This is a genomic window from Gordonia aurantiaca (assembly GCF_039939235.1).
Classification (GTDB): Bacteria; Actinomycetota; Actinomycetes; order Mycobacteriales; family Mycobacteriaceae; genus Gordonia.
The window spans coordinates 77344-91538 of record NZ_JBDUUF010000008.1; the positions used below are offsets into that span (position 1 = coordinate 77344).

Annotated in this window: 12 protein-coding genes; 7 read left to right on the forward strand and 5 right to left on the reverse strand. The window is 69.2% G+C overall.

Annotated elements, in window-relative coordinates:
- Positions 1–5: 5 nt before the first annotated feature.
- On the reverse strand, positions 6–899 hold the full coding sequence (locus tag ABFT43_RS15965; RefSeq protein ID WP_347961492.1) for an SDR family NAD(P)-dependent oxidoreductase: 894 nt from the start codon (positions 897–899) through the stop codon (positions 6–8).
- A gap of 146 nt (positions 900–1045) precedes the next feature.
- On the opposite strand from ABFT43_RS15965, the gene ABFT43_RS15970 reads away from it, so the two are divergent.
- Together ABFT43_RS15970 and ABFT43_RS15975 are read left to right on the forward strand one after the other, a co-directional pair.
- A complete protein-coding gene (locus ABFT43_RS15970; RefSeq protein ID WP_347961314.1) occupies positions 1046–2638 on the forward strand; it encodes a phytoene desaturase family protein in 1593 nt (530 codons plus the stop codon).
- Between the two features lie 13 nt (positions 2639–2651).
- Positions 2652–3086, forward strand: a complete 435-nt coding sequence (locus ABFT43_RS15975; protein WP_347961315.1) for an SRPBCC family protein — start codon at positions 2652–2654, stop codon at positions 3084–3086.
- A gap of 84 nt (positions 3087–3170) precedes the next feature.
- Here ABFT43_RS15975 and ABFT43_RS15980 read toward each other — a convergent pair whose 3' ends face one another.
- Both ABFT43_RS15980 and ABFT43_RS15985 read right to left on the reverse strand, forming a co-directional pair.
- A complete protein-coding gene (locus ABFT43_RS15980) occupies positions 3171–4328 on the reverse strand; it encodes a hypothetical protein (protein WP_347961316.1) in 1158 nt (385 codons plus the stop codon).
- A complete protein-coding gene (locus ABFT43_RS15985) occupies positions 4328–4564 on the reverse strand; it encodes a hypothetical protein (RefSeq protein ID WP_347961317.1) in 237 nt (78 codons plus the stop codon). The genes ABFT43_RS15980 and ABFT43_RS15985 overlap by 1 nt, the downstream gene beginning before the upstream one ends.
- A 154-nt stretch (positions 4565–4718) precedes the next feature.
- On the opposite strand from ABFT43_RS15985, the gene ABFT43_RS15990 reads away from it, so the two are divergent.
- Positions 4719–4964, forward strand: a complete 246-nt coding sequence (locus ABFT43_RS15990; RefSeq protein WP_347961318.1) for a DUF6480 family protein — start codon at positions 4719–4721, stop codon at positions 4962–4964.
- 120 nt (positions 4965–5084) lie between these two features.
- On the opposite strand, the gene ABFT43_RS15995 is transcribed toward ABFT43_RS15990, so the two are convergent.
- Positions 5085–6128: an NAD(P)-dependent alcohol dehydrogenase gene (locus tag ABFT43_RS15995; protein WP_347961319.1), complete on the reverse strand. Its 1044-nt coding sequence runs from the start codon at positions 6126–6128 to the stop codon at positions 5085–5087.
- Positions 6129–6304: 176 nt separating this feature from the next.
- Here ABFT43_RS15995 and ABFT43_RS16000 point away from each other — a divergent pair, with 176 nt between their 5' ends.
- Together ABFT43_RS16000 and ABFT43_RS16005 are read left to right on the forward strand one after the other, a co-directional pair.
- Complete coding sequence (locus tag ABFT43_RS16000) at positions 6305–7681, forward strand: ABC1 kinase family protein (RefSeq protein ID WP_347961320.1); 1377 nt, start codon at positions 6305–6307, stop codon at positions 7679–7681.
- Between the two features lie 103 nt (positions 7682–7784).
- Positions 7785–9161, forward strand: coding sequence for a DUF3068 domain-containing protein (locus tag ABFT43_RS16005; RefSeq protein WP_347961321.1), 1377 nt, complete (start codon positions 7785–7787; stop codon positions 9159–9161).
- A gap of 403 nt (positions 9162–9564) precedes the next feature.
- Here the strand turns inward: ABFT43_RS16005 and ABFT43_RS16010 are convergent, their stop codons facing one another.
- Positions 9565–10530 (reverse strand): alpha/beta hydrolase, encoded by a 966-nt coding sequence (locus tag ABFT43_RS16010; RefSeq protein WP_347961322.1) that lies wholly within the window; start codon positions 10528–10530, stop codon positions 9565–9567.
- 448 nt (positions 10531–10978) lie between these two features.
- Here ABFT43_RS16010 and ABFT43_RS16015 point away from each other — a divergent pair, with 448 nt between their 5' ends.
- Together ABFT43_RS16015 and ABFT43_RS16020 are read left to right on the forward strand one after the other, a co-directional pair.
- On the forward strand, positions 10979–12457 hold the full coding sequence (locus tag ABFT43_RS16015; protein WP_347961493.1) for an amidase: 1479 nt from the start codon (positions 10979–10981) through the stop codon (positions 12455–12457).
- A 76-nt stretch (positions 12458–12533) separates the two neighbouring features.
- Positions 12534–14195, forward strand: coding sequence for an FAD-binding dehydrogenase (locus tag ABFT43_RS16020; protein WP_347961323.1), 1662 nt, complete (start codon positions 12534–12536; stop codon positions 14193–14195).

Below are 14195 nucleotides of genomic sequence, written 5' to 3' on the forward strand. Positions count from 1 at the left end.
GGCGGTCACGTACCGATCATCCGCCGGAACACCGGCCGGGTGATCGTCGCGAGCGGACGTTGAAGCGCATCCGCGAACACCCGTACCCCGACATCGAGGGCGCGCGCGTCCACCCCGACCAGGATGCGGTCACGGTCGGCGAGCACGCCCGAGAGGATCGCTGCCGCAGCAGCTCTCGGACGCGTACCGGGAAGGCGACGATCGAAGCCGTGGGTCACGAAGTCGCGCACCGCCGGGTTCACGTACCGGGCGCGGCGGGCGATCGCGGTGTGCACCGCCCCGGGACAGACGATGTGCACGCGGACCGGCGACCCCTCGCCCCGCAGCGATCTCTGGACGGACCCGGAGAAGCCGAGGGCGGCGGATTTCGACGCCGAATAGGCCGACTGCGCGGGAGCACCCAGCAACCCGAACGCGCTGGTGGTGTTGACGATGTGCCCGCCGCCCACGTTCTCGAGGTGCGGAAGGAATGTGTTCGTGCCGTTCACCACGCCGCCGAGGTTCACCGCCATGATCCGGCGCGCGAAGTCGTCGTCCTCTTCGAGAACCCCCGCGACCATGGTGATCCCGGCGTTGTTGACGACGACCGAAGGCGGCCCGTGACGTCGGATCACCTCGTCGCCGTAGGCGGACATCGCGTCGGCGTCGGCGACGTCGAGGTCGTCGGCGACGAGCGGAGCGCCCGTCGCGGGTGCGGCTCCCACCGTCTCGGCCAGCGCCCCGTCGTCGACATCGCTCACCAGCACCCGCACCCCGGCCGCCGACAGACGATGGGCCAACGCGCGTCCCATCCCCGACCCCGCGCCGGTGACGACGGCGGGCCGGCCGTCACACAGACGTCGAATGCGATCATCGGTCAGTCGCGGGTGCCAGGGCACGCTGGGATCGAACGGGAGCATCACGCATGTCGGACTACCCGGACCCGGCTCACCTACACCTTCGCATCCGGCGTTTATGCACGGCCGTCACGGGTAGACCTTATTACCGTGAGCCGAACGGGCCCGTACCCGAAACCCGGGCCGTCCATCACGGAACAGGGGGTCTCGTGGCTGATGCAGTCGTCGTCGGCGCCGGACACAACGGCCTGATCGCCGCCATCCGGCTCGCCGACGCAGGCTGGGACGTCACCGTGCTCGAAGCCGCGCCGCAGGTCGGCGGCGCGATAAGGAGCGCGGAGCTCATCCCCGGCTACGTCACCGACCTGTTCAGCGCGTTCTACCCGCTGTCGGTCGCGTCCCCGGTCTTCGACGATCTCGACCTCGCCGCCCACGGACTGCGATGGAGCCGCGCTCCATACGCGTTCGGGCACCCCGCCGGCCCCTCCGACGACGACGCCCCGGTGGTGCATCCCGACCCGGCGGACACCGCCGCACAGTTGGCCCGCTTCGATCCCCGCGACGGCAGGGCCTGGCTCGATCTCGTCGAGCAGTGGCAGACCCTGCGCCCGATCCTGCTGAACTCGTTGTTCGGACCGTTTCCCCCGGTCCGCGCGCTCGCGGGTGCGCTGCGGTCGGTCGGGACCGCCGACGCGCTGCGCCTCGCGCGGTTCCTCCTGCTGCCGGCCGACCGGATGGTGCGGGAGCTGTTCCGCCATGAGAAGTCCCGGCTGCTGATCCTGGGCAACGCGCTGCACGCCGACATCCCGCTCGACGCCCCCGGCAGCGGTGTGATGGGCTACCTGCTGACGATGCTCGGCCAGGACACCGGCTACCCGGTTCCCGTCGGCGGCGCCGGCGAACTGGCACGGGCACTCCGGCGCCGCGCCGAGCACGCGGGCGTGCAGGTGCACTGCGACACCCCGGTCGAACGCATCACGACCAACGGCGGCCGCGCCGTCGGCGTCGTCGATTCCGGTGGACGCATGTGGCCCGCACGCCGGGCCGTTCTCGCCGACGTGTCGGCGCCCGCGCTCTACCGGCGGCTCCTCGCCGCCGACGACGTGCCCGCCCGCGTCCTCGAGGACCTGGATGCCTTCACCTGGGACACCCCGGTGGTGAAGATCAACTACGCGATCGACGGTAAGATCCCCTGGCGCAGTGAGAATCTGGGTGGAGCCGGCACGGTTCACCTCGGTGCGGACACGCACACCATCGCCTACTCGACGGCGGACATCGAGACCGGCAACATCCCCGATCACCCGTTCCTGCTGTTCGGGCAGATGACGGTCGCCGACCCGAGTCGGTCGCCGTCCGGCACCGAGAGCGCGTGGTCCTACAGCCACCTGCCACGCGGCGTCACCGACGACGAGGCCGCCCGATACCTGGCGTCGAGGATGGACGCGGTGCTCGAAGCCCACGCGCCGGGCGTCTCCGACATGATCGTCGGCCGCCATGTGCAGACGCCTCGCGACCTCGAGGAGGCCGACGCGAACCTCGTGAGCGGGGCGGTCAACGGCGGTACGGCACAGCTGTTCCAACAGCTGGTGTTTCGGCCGACCCCCGGTCTCGGTGGGGCGATCACCCCGGTGGACCGGCTCTATCTGGCCGGCGCGAGCGCCCATCCCGGAGGCGGCGTCCACGGGGCCTGCGGCAACAATGCCGCCCGCGCCGCGCTCGGCCACGACGGTGTTCGTGGCGTCCCCCGAAGAGCCCTGCGCCGCAGGGTTGTTCATCTGCTCACCAAGTCCCCTCACCAATGAACGGAGAACGTCGATGAACCGCGTCGAACGTCACACATCCGCAACCCCCGCCCAGGTCTGGTCGGTGTTGTCGAACGGCTGGCTCTACGCCTCCTGGGTGGTCGGCGCCTCGCGCATCCGCGACGTCGACCCCGAATGGCCCCAGGCGGGCTCGAAGATCCACCACTCCGTGGGTCTGTGGCCTGCGCTGTTGAACGACGAGACCGAGTCGGTCGAGTCGAAGGCCGGTCTGCTCGAACTGTCGGCCGCGGCGTGGCCGTTCGGACGCGCACGCATCCGGATGACCATCGAGAAGGACGGCGACGGGTCGCTCATCGGCATGGAGGAGTTCGTCGAGACCGCCCCGCTGAAGTGGATCCCGCCGGTCATCCAGCAGGCCGCGATGTCGCCGCGGCTCGACGAATGCCTGCGACGCCTCGCGATGCTGGCGGAGCGGCAGGCGGGCTGAGGACGGAGGCCTGCCCACTCCGCCGGCGCCCACGGGACGCAGGCGGCGGGAGTGCGGGACACGCGGCAGGCCCGCACACCGCCGTCAGCCCGAATCCTCGGACGCTTCGGATGCCTGGCGCCGCAGTCGTTCCCGGTAACCATAGGTGGCACGCAGGACGTCGTCGTGGCTGTCCACGCTGGACCCGAGTGCGCCCGCGAAGATACCCATCGACGTGGCCAGCCACGACAGGTGGACATAGCTGCGGAACTCGGCGGGGAATCCCAACTGGGAACTGAGGAACGACTCGTCGATGACGATCATCGCGGCGAGCAGGGTCGCCAGGACCAGCAGTGCATAGAGCACGATCCAACTGAACGCGACCGTGCAGACCGTCGCCGTGTTGTAGAGCCGCGCACGCGTCCTCGGAGTCGTCGTATGGCGTTCCCACAGTCGGTTGTTCACGATCAGCCAGAGCGATGCCAGCACGATCGACAGCACCGTGATGGCCGCGAGGCGCCAACTGCTCAACGCATTGGCCATCGACCAGATGGTGGAGAAGAAGACGCCGAACGACGCCGCGGCCGCCGCCGCCGCGGTCATCCCCGTCAGTGTCGGGATCAGGCGCCAGGGGCGGTTGCCGCGCACCATTCCGCCGGTGAGCCGTAGTCGGCTCCGAAGTCCCGACGCGAGAACGTGATCGGTTCCGTCCTCGTCCACCACGGTGAGGCCACGACGGCCCTCCGAGGGCACCGCAGAACCTTCGCGCAGTGCGTCGACCACCGTCGACAGCGCGGACAGGAAGCGGCGTCTCGGCACGGGGCCGAACGCGGGCAGCGACAGCACCGCGGCACCGCCCTCGCGGTCGAGCTCCGCCACCACCACACTGTGGCGGGCTCGCCGGGGCGCCACCCCGGTTCTCCGGGAATCGGCACCCGCGTCCGACGAGGACGCGTACAGGCGTGGCATCTCGGTGACGAACACGACGATCTCATCACCCGGGTCCGGTGCGCCCCAGACGGTTTCGAGGTCACCCCGCGGCGTCGACTGGAGGGTCACCTCGCGGGTCACGGTGATGCCGCGGAACTCGAGATCGGAGCGCTCCGCCATTCGTCGAATACGGTTCTCCACGCGGGCGACGAGCCGTTCGGGCAGGCCGTGTTCGGCGACGACGCGCAAACCCGCGATCGCCGCACCGTCGCCCCGGGCGAGAAGGTCTTCTCGCGCGGGTGAGGCCGACGCCGCGCGGTCGGTCGGGTGCATCAGTCCGGCGGCTCGGGGTCCCCGGTCGCCGGCGTCCGCAGATCGCTCTCGTCGTCCTCGGTGTGCGACGGTTCCGCGGCGGGTTCGCGCTCGGCCGGTTCGTCGACGATCTTCTCCTCCAATTCGTCGACCTTGCGCCGCGCGTCATCTGGCATCGGGTCTGGCGAGCCGGTCTCGGCCGGCTCGATCGGCAACTCTCCTGCGTCGGGTTCGCTGGCTGCGGGCTCTTCGGGCATCTACGGAATGCACCACCAATCTGTTCGGGGTCCGATTCGGACGGTTTCCCGTACGCCGACGCACCCAAACACGGCGCACCCGAACACCGAGACGAGGCCGCAACAGACCACTCCGCGCCGTGTAGTGCCCGGCACCTGTGGGTACCCGTCGCCCATGTCACACGAACAACCGCGGTCGGTGGACCCGACCCCCGCACAGACCCCCGACCTCGAACCCGGTGGCGGTGTCGCGCCGGGTGACACCCCACCGGACTCCCCGCAGACCTCCGGCCTCTCCCACGACCAGCCCGAACGGACCAAACGCTTTCCCGCCGGCGGCGTCGGCGCGCTGGCCGGCGTGGGCCTGCTCATCATCGCGATGGTGGTGATCATCGTCGGACTCATCATCATGATCGTCTGAGGACCCACCGGCGCCATCCGGAGCTCGGCGGCGAGCACACCGAAGGCGCGGCAACCCGCCACGGGCTGCCGCGCGGCTCACGTCCCGCCTGCGCGGATCGACGATCCGCGCAGTCCGCCGTCAGAGCGTTGACGTGTCGATCACGAAGCGGTACCGCACATCCGAGGCGACCACGCGGTCGTAGGCCTCGTTGATCCGGTCGGCGGAGATCACCTCGATCTCGGCGCCGATGCCGTGCTCACCACAGAAGTCGAGCATCTCCTGGGTCTGTGCGATGCCACCGATCAGCGAACCGGCGAAACTGCGGCGCTTGAAGACCAGCGGACCGCCCGGGACCTCGATCGGATGCTCCGGCAGACCGAGCTCGACCAGCGTCCCGTCGACCTTCAGCAGGTTGAGATACTTGCCCATGTCGAGGTTCGCCGACACCGTGTTCAGGATCAGGTCGAAGTGTTCGCGCAGGTCGCGGAAGGTCTGCGGGTCGCTCGTCGCGTAGTAGTGGTCGGCGCCGAGGCGCAGGCCGTCCTCCATCTTCTTCAGCGACTGCGACAGCACGGTGACCTCGGCACCGAGCGCGTGCGCGATCTTCACCCCGACGTGGCCGAGACCGCCGAGCCCGATGATGGCGACCTTCTTGCCGGGGCCCGCGTCCCAGTTCCGCAGCGGCGAGTAGAGGGTGATGCCGGCGCACAGCAGCGGGGCCGCGACGTCCAGCGGCAGGTTGTCCGGGATTCGGCAGACATAGTTCTCGTCGACGACGATCGCCTTCGAATAACCACCGTGAGTGGGCTTCCCGTCGCGGCCGATCGCGTTGTAGGTCCCGATGTTCCCGCGGGCGCAGTACTGCTCCTCGCCGAGTCGGCACTGTTCGCATTCGCGGCAGGAGTCGACGAAGCAGCCGACACCGACCCGGTCTCCGACCCGGTACTTCGTGACCTCGTCGCCGACGGCGGAGACGGTTCCGGCGATCTCGTGACCGGGGACCACCGGGTAGCGCGTGCCACCCCACTCGTTGCGGACCGTGTGGATGTCGGAGTGGCAGATCCCGGCGTAGGCGATGTCGATGACGACGTCGTGTGGTCCCGGGTCCCGCCGTTCGATGGTCGTCGGTTCGAGGGGCCGATCAGCTGCCGTGGCGATGTAGGCATTGACCGTGGTGGGCATTGAGGCTCCTTCGGGGGCTGGTCGTCCGGGGGCGGATCCACGCGGACGTATGCGTGTCCGCGCATTGTTCAAGTCTGCCGGTGCCCACCGGCCCGCCGCCATCGGACGAACCCGATGTCACACCACGTCGCTCGGGACGCCGGAACGGATTGCGCCGATCGTTACAATGGCCGACGGTGACTATCCACAGCTCCGTCGACGACGGTCGACGCGCGCAGCTGCATCCGGTGTCGCCCCTCGCCGAACTCGCGCGATTCGGGGCGACGACGGCTCACGCGGCCGCGGGCCTCGGCCGGTTCGTCCTCCACACAGCAGGCGACGCCCTCCGCGGACGCGCGCCCAGTGCGTCGCGCGCCGCACACGAACTGCGCGACACCTTCGAGCACCTCGGTCCCACCTACGTCAAGCTGGGACAGCTCATCGCGTCGAGTCCCGGCGTCTTCTCCGAGGCGCTGTCGTCGGAGTTCGAGACCCTCCTCGACCGGGTGAAGCCCGCGGATCCCGCCCGGATCCGACAGCAGTTCACCGACGAATTGGGCCGCACCCCCGAAGATGTGTTCGCCGAGTTCGACCCCGTGCCGATCGCCTCGGCGTCGATCGCCCAGGTCCACACCGCGACCCTGCGCACCGGCGAGGAGGTCGTGGTCAAGATCCAGCGGCCCGGGATCGCCGATCGGCTCGCGCCCGATGTCGCGATACTCGAGCGGCTCGCCGGACTCGTCGAGCTGAGCGAGTACGGCCGGATGCTCAGCGCCCGGCACGTCGTCGAGGATTTCGCCAGCGGTCTCGACGCCGAACTCGACTTCCGCAACGAGGCCGACACCATGCGCGAGTGGTTCGAGTGCCTACAGCCCGGCCCCTTCGGCGATCGCGTGCGCGTCCCGCACGTCTACGACGAGCTCACGACGCCCCGGGTGCTCACCATGGAGCGCATCCATGCGATCCGCATCGACGATGTGAAGGCGGTCCGCAAGGCCGGCCACGACGGCGTCGCCCTGTGCCGCAATCTCCTGCTGTCGCTGCTCGACTCCGCCTTCCACGGTGGCCTCTTCCACGGCGACCTGCACGCGGGCAACGTCCTCGTCGACGACGAGGGCAAGCTGGTCCTGCTCGACTTCGGCATCGTCGGACGGTTCACCCCGCGCACCCGGCGCATCCTGCGCCAGCTCGTCGTCGACCTCATCGTCCGCGGCGACTACGAGTCCGCGGGCCGGGCGATCTTCCTGCTCGGCGCCGTCCACAAGCCGGGCTCGACGGCCAAGGGCGCCGAGGACATCAAGAAGGTCACCACCCCGCTGTCCACCACTGATCTGGGATCGATGTCCTACACCGATCTCGGCCGGCAGCTCGCCGCGGTCGCCAAGGCCCACGACGCCCGACTGCCACGCGAGCTCGTTCTCGTGGGCAAACAGCTCCTCTACGTCGAGAAATACATGAAGCTCCTCGCTCCGCGATGGAAAGCCATGTCGGACAGGGAGATCTACGCCTACATGGCGGGCATCCTCAAGGAGGCCGAACGCGACCGTCGCGCCGATCGGGCCCAGCTCAGCTGAGTGCGTGCGACGTGTCTCGGCATGTCGCACGTACTGGCCAGTACTCGACACCTGATGCCAGCTAGGGTGGGAGCGATTAGCTGCTGATTCACAGGAGTCACACATGAGACGTTTCGTGCCGGCGCTGCTGGCATTCTTCGGCGCGGCGTTCGTCGCGGCCGCCATCGCCATACCCCTTTATCTGGTGCCGCAACTGAAGGTGGTGCCACTGGACCTGGACATCACCTCCGATGCCGAGACCGTGTCGCCGGAAGGGGCGGCGGGTGACCGGTTCCCGGCGGTGATCTTCGACCGCTGCTCGGTGTCGGAGGACCGTGCCCGCACGCTCGAGGCGCACCTGACCCAGCAGCGACGCTCGGTCATCGTCGAGCCGTCGGACAGCCGCCAGGCGACCGTGCAGTCGGCGCAGACCGTCCGCATCGACCGCATCCGCGACGCCGACGGCCAGGAGACCGAGCCGAGCTTCGCAGCGGCCGGCGAGACCCGCACCTGTTCGGACGGTCTGCTCACCGCGACCATCGACCGCGTCTCCGTGAATCGCAAGACCTCGGTCCCCAACGGGGCCGTCAGCTCGCTGCAGCTCGAGGCGGTGCCCGAGGGCGGCAACGTCAACGACGTGTCGGTTCCGATCGACAACCGCACCGGCTTCCAGTACAAGTTCGGCTTCGACGTCCAGAAGCGCGACTACGCGTACTACGACCTGAACACCCGCCAGGACTGCGCGGCGAAGTTCCAGGGCGAGGAGACGATCGACGGTGTGAAGACCTACCACTTCGCCTGCGACGTCCCGGAGACCGATCTGTCGAACCTGCCGAACGCGCAGGGCGAGGCCGCACTCGGCACCATGCTGACCATGCCCGCCAAGTGGTGGGGCATCACCGGCCGTGGCATCCGCCCGGACGATCCGATCACGATGCACCGCTACGCCTCGGCCACCCGGCACGTGTGGGTCGAGCCGGTCACCGGCACCATCGTCGACGGCCGTGAGGACCAGCACCAGTACTTCAAGTCGCCCGACCAGAGCGATGCGACCCCCGAACCGGTACGCGAGTTCCGTATGGACGCGCTGAAGGGCACCTTCCAGTGGACCGACGAGACGGTGGCCAACCAGTCCGACAAGGCCAAGCACTACCTGAACCTGCTGAAGGTCGGTGGCTTCTGGACGCCGCTGATCCTCGGCATCGTCGGTGCGATCCTGCTGATCCTGGCAGCGTTGCTGTTCTTCCGCGGTCGTCGTGACGACACCGCGATGGCCGAGGGACCCGGTACCGATGTCCCGCCTGCGGACACCGCCGCCCCGGCCGGGTACCGGTCCGCGTTCGAGCCCCGGACGACCAGCCTGACCAAGGAGGACGTCCCGCCGGCCGCACCCAGCGCCAACCCGTGGGAGCGTCCGACCGAGCAGATCCCGAGGGTCGAGGACCAGCCGCCCGCCGACGACTCGGCGACGCGCACCTTCCGCAAGCCGCCGACCGAGTAGTCCGGGCGACAGGCGACCGCCGCGGGCGCATCCGGTTTCCGACCGGGTGCGCCCGCGGTGTTTTCCGAGCCTGCGGGTCCCCATGCCCGTGTGTGGCCCCGGGCGGCCGTCCCACGCTCCCCTTTCTGGGTCCGCCGACCGGCAGCCGCACGAGGCGGGCGCCCCGGCCACGCGCCAGGGGAGTACCCGGCCCCGAACATCTCGCCTGCACTCCCGCCCCGGGACGACGAAACCACCGCGATCCCGTGTGCAGTGGCTACCGTGCCGGTGCGGTGCCTGCCGGGAGCCCACACCGGCCTGCGGGCACGCAGGCCAGATCACCACACACGGCAAGGGCCGGTGACCCGAAGGTCACCGGCCCTTGCCGTGTGTGTTCAGAGAGCGTCGAGACCGCTCACCCGGTTCACCAGAAGGCCGGGCGGAAGGTCTTGTTCCACGACTCCTTGAAGGTGTTCTGCCAGTAGTCCCACCAGTGCGCACCGTCCGGGGTGATCCGGGTGGTGAGCTTGACGCCCGGGACGAGCGCGAGGCGGCCGATGTACAGCTGCGAGCTGGTCGAGGCGGCGACCTCGAGCGGGATCATCTGCGCGAACTTGACCGGGTCGAAGTTGGCGCTGGTCGGGTTGACCGACGAGTCGTACTTGGAGCCGACACCGCTACCCGAGGAGACGTACACGTAGTGGTTCGCCAGGTTGTTGGCGCTCAGGAACGGGTCGTTCTGGAACCAGGCACCGGCGGGGTAGATGCCCCACATGTTGAACGGGTTGCCGCCCATCTCGGCGACCGACGCCATGATGCCCTGCGTGAAGCCCGGCATGGTGACCGTCGGGTAGCCGCTGTACGAGGCGACCGCCTGGTAGAAGCCCGGGTGGCGCGAAGCGAGGTTCAGCGCCGAGGTGCCCGACATCGACAGGCCGGCGATGCCGTTGCGGCGGTTGTCGCTGCCGTGGCGAGCAGCCATGTAGCGCGGCAGCTCGCGGGTCAGGAAGGTCTCCCACTTGTTGACGCCCAGCTTGGGGTCCGGGGCGACCCAGTCGGTGTAGAAGCTGCCGCCGCCACCGAACGGGATCGCGACGTTCGCGCCCTTGCCGTTCATCCAGCGGGCGACGTCGGTGTTGATCAGCCAGCCGCTGTTGTTGTTCGGCGCGCGAAGACCGTCGAGGAGGTACAGCGTCGGCTTCGGTCCGCTGCCACCGCCGTTCACGATGCACACCGGCACCGAGCGGTTCATGGCGTTCGAGCGGACATACTCGACATTGCAACCGTTGGCGGCAGAGGCCTCCGGCGGAGCGGCGACCAACGTGGCGCCTGACACGGCCACGAGAGCGGCGAGTCCGGCGACGAGGCGCTTACGGGCGCGAGTCAGCATTCGTCAGTTTTCCTTTGTGGATCCGCACGGCCTGTTCACGGCCGCTGTTCGGGTCTTGCCTGAAATCGGGTACTTCGTCCTGCGTACAGAGCGCGATCAGCTCTACCGCGGCAACTGCACGGGAGTCGGTACGAAGGGGAATTGTATTGATCCCCCACGCGGGCGGTACCCGTCGTCGAGAAGTGTAACGGCACGATAACGCCCCGGCAAAGGCCGGACCGGTGACCGTGATCCGACTTTCCGGTGGCGCGCATCACACCTGTGAAACCGTGAACAGCCCATATGAGTCAAACGGGACACCCGAACCTCCCATCCGCCTCATACGCCCCGGGAATCCCGCGATACCGCCGTTACGGGATTGGGTGCCCGCCGTGATACCCCACCCGGTCTCACCGGGCCCGAACCGTTCCGCACCGCGGTCCCACTCACTAGGGTTCGGTGCGTGGACATGGGCGAGTACCTGCACAGCGACGCGACGGCCCTGGCCGGGCTGGTCGCGTCCGGCGACGTGACGCCGGCCGAACTGCTCGACCTCGCGCGCACCCGCGCCGCCGCCGTCAACCCGAAGCTGAACGCGATCGTCATCCCGATGGACGCCGAGGCCGACCGTCGGGCGTCCGGCGAACTGCACGGGCCGTTCGCCGGGGTCCCGTTCCTCATCAAGGACCTGGCACAGGACTACCGCGGGTATCCGACGACCCGCGGCTGCCGCGCCTACCGGAGACTCGTCTCGCCCTCCCACGCGGCGGTGGTCGAGCGTTTCCTCGACGCGGGACTGGTGATCTTCGGCAAGACCGCGACCCCGGAGTTCGGGGCGAAGGCGATCACCGAGTCCGCACTGTGGGGACCTACCCGCAACCCGTGGAACCCCCGCGTGACCCCCGGCGGGTCGTCGGGCGGGAGCGCCGCCGCGGTCGCCGCCGGGATCGTGCCCGCCGCGGGCGCCAACGACGGCGGCGGTTCGATCCGCATCCCGGCCGCCTGCACCGGCCTGGTCGGGTTGAAGGCGTCCCGGGGACTGATGCCCTTCGGGCCGCAGGTCGGCGAGCCGCTCTTCGGGATGGGCGTCGAAGGCGTGGTGACCCGCACCGTGCGCGACGCCGCGGCTCTCTACGACGCGATCATCGGCCCGACCGCGGCGGCCACCTACCCCACCCCGCTGCACACCGAGACCTTCTCCACCCGCATCAAGACACCCCCGCGCCTGCTGCGGATCGGCTACACCACCAGGTCGGCCATCAACCCGGCGCCGCATCCCGAGGCGGTCGCCGCCGTCGAACACGCCGCGACCGTGCTCGCCGAGCTGGGCCACCACGTGGAAGAGGTGGAGCCGCCGCACGACGACGCCCGACTCGCCCGCGACTTCCTGGAGATCTGGTTCGCCAAGGCGGCCGCCCAGGTGGACGAGGCACGACGACGGACCGGCGCCGGCGACTCCGACCTCGAGGCCGACACCCTCGCGCTCGCCGAGATCGGCCGCGCGGCGGGCGTGGTCCCACTGTTCCGGGCGCTCGACGAGGTCAACGACCACGTCCTCGCCCTCGAGCGCTTCCACCGATCCCACGACCTGCTGATGACCCCCACGCTCGCGACCCCTCCACCGGCGATCGGGTCCATGACCACGCCGCCGCTGCTGCAGCAGGCGGCACGCCTCGCAGCCAAGGCGAGGGTGGGGCGGGTGATGTCGCGGATGGGGCTCGTCGAACAGCTGATCGAGGAGAACCTCGGCTGGGTCCCCTACACGCAGCTGGCGAACCTGACCGGCCGCCCGGCCATCAGCGTGCCGCTGCACTGGACCGCCGACGGCCTTCCACTGGGCGTGCAGTTCGTGGGACGGCTCGGCGCCGACGGGGATCTGCTGGCACTCGCGGCGTCTCTCGAAGAAGCGGTGCCGTGGTTCCACAGGTACGCCGACATCGTGCTGTGACGCAGGGCTAATGTCGTCTGGTGGTTCACGTGTCCGGCCTCACAGCCGGACCAGGTCGACGCGGTGAGGAGTTGTCGTGACGAAGCAGGTGGCCGATGCGGTGGTGGTCGGGGCGGGGCTGGCCGGTCTGGTCGCAACCCACGAGCTCGCCAAGGCCGGCCGACGCGTGGTCGTCGTCGACCAGGAGAATCGCAACAACCTTGGCGGACAGGCCTTCTGGTCGCTGGGCGGGCTGTTCATGGTCGACACCCCGGAGCAGCGCCGGCTGGGCATCCACGACTCCGCCGAGCTCGCGCTGCAGGACTGGATGGGTTCGGCCGGTTTCGACCGCGACGACGAGGACTACTGGCCGCGGCAGTGGGCCCGCGCCTACGTCGACTTCGCGGCGACCGAGAAGCGCCAGTACCTACACGACCTCGGCCTGCGCATCACACCGGTCGTCGGCTGGGCCGAGCGCGGCGGTGGTTTCGCCGACGGTCACGGCAATTCCGTGCCACGTTTCCACCTCACCTGGGGCACCGGCCCGGAGGTGGTGCGGGTGTTCGCCGAGCCGGTCCTCGAATACGAGAAGCAGGGACTGGTGGAGTTCCGGTTCCGGCATCGGGTCGACGAGCTGGTCGTCGAGAACGGTGCCGCCGTGGGCGTACGTGGCGCGACGCTCGCGCCCACCGATCTTCCGCGCGGCCAGGCGTCGATCCGAGATGTGGTCGGCGACTTCGAGATCCGTGCCGGCGCGGTGATCGTCACGTCGGGCGGGATCGGACACAACTTCGACCTGATCCGCAAGAACTGGCCGGTGGACCGGCTGGGTCCGGCCCCGAAGACGATGATCGCCGGCGTGCCCGCGCACGTCGACGGCCGCATGCTGGCGATCAGCGAGGAGGCCGGTGCGAGCATCGTCAACCGCGATCGCATGTGGCACTACACCGAGGGAATCCACAACTGGGATCCGATCTGGCCGGATCACGCGATCCGAATCATCCCCGGCCCGTCGTCGCTGTGGCTCGACGCCAACGGCAACCGGCTCGCGCCGCCGAACTTCCCCGGCTTCGACACGAACTCGACGATGAAGGCGATCCTGTCCACGGGATACGACTACTCGTGGTTCATCCTGACGCAGACCATCGTCGAGAAGGAGTTCATGCTATCGGGTTCGGAGCAGAACCCGGACATCACTTCCAAGGACGTGAGGTTCATGGCGAAGAGCCGCCTCGCCAAGGGCGCGCCCGGCCCGGTGGAGGCCTTCCTGCGCAACGGCATCGACTTCGTCGTGGCCGACAACCTCCCCGAGCTCGTCGCCGGGATGAACAAGCTCGCGCGCGGTCCGGAACTCGATCTCGCCGCCATCGAACGCGTCATCTCCGCCCGTGACGCCGAGGTGGACAACAAGTTCTCCAAGGACGCGCAGCTGATGGCGATCAACAACGCGCGACAGTTCGTCGGCGACAAGCTCATTCGCGTGGCCAAGCCGCACCGGATCCTCGATCCCGCGCACGGCCCGCTGATCGCGGTGCGGCTCAATGTCCTCACCCGCAAGACGCTCGGCGGACTGGAGACCAATCTCGACTCGCAGGTACTGCATCCCGACGGCACGGCCTTCGACGGCCTGTTCGCCGCCGGCGAGGTGGCCGGATTCGGCGGCGGTGGCGTACACGGTTACAACGCGCTCGAGGGTACGTTCCTGGGCGGGTGCATATTCTCCGGCCGTGCGGCGGGAAGGGCCGTCGCACGCAGCTGA

Excerpts from the sequence above, each read along its gene's own strand:
- ABFT43_RS15965 (WP_347961492.1), bottom strand. The coding sequence starts at position 899 with ATGCTCCCGTTCGATCCCAGCGTGCCCTGGCACCCGCGACTGACCGAT.
- ABFT43_RS15975 (WP_347961315.1), top strand. The coding sequence starts at position 2,652 with ATGAACCGCGTCGAACGTCACACATCCGCAACCCCCGCCCAGGTCTGG.
- ABFT43_RS15980 (WP_347961316.1), bottom strand. The coding sequence starts at position 4,328 with ATGCACCCGACCGACCGCGCGGCGTCGGCCTCACCCGCGCGAGAAGAC.
- ABFT43_RS15985 (WP_347961317.1), bottom strand. The coding sequence starts at position 4,564 with ATGCCCGAAGAGCCCGCAGCCAGCGAACCCGACGCAGGAGAGTTGCCG.
- ABFT43_RS15990 (WP_347961318.1), top strand. The coding sequence starts at position 4,719 with ATGTCACACGAACAACCGCGGTCGGTGGACCCGACCCCCGCACAGACC.
- ABFT43_RS15995 (WP_347961319.1), bottom strand. The coding sequence starts at position 6,128 with ATGCCCACCACGGTCAATGCCTACATCGCCACGGCAGCTGATCGGCCC.
- ABFT43_RS16005 (WP_347961321.1), top strand. The coding sequence starts at position 7,785 with ATGAGACGTTTCGTGCCGGCGCTGCTGGCATTCTTCGGCGCGGCGTTC.
- ABFT43_RS16010 (WP_347961322.1), bottom strand. The coding sequence starts at position 10,530 with ATGCTGACTCGCGCCCGTAAGCGCCTCGTCGCCGGACTCGCCGCTCTC.
- ABFT43_RS16015 (WP_347961493.1), top strand. The coding sequence starts at position 10,979 with ATGGGCGAGTACCTGCACAGCGACGCGACGGCCCTGGCCGGGCTGGTC.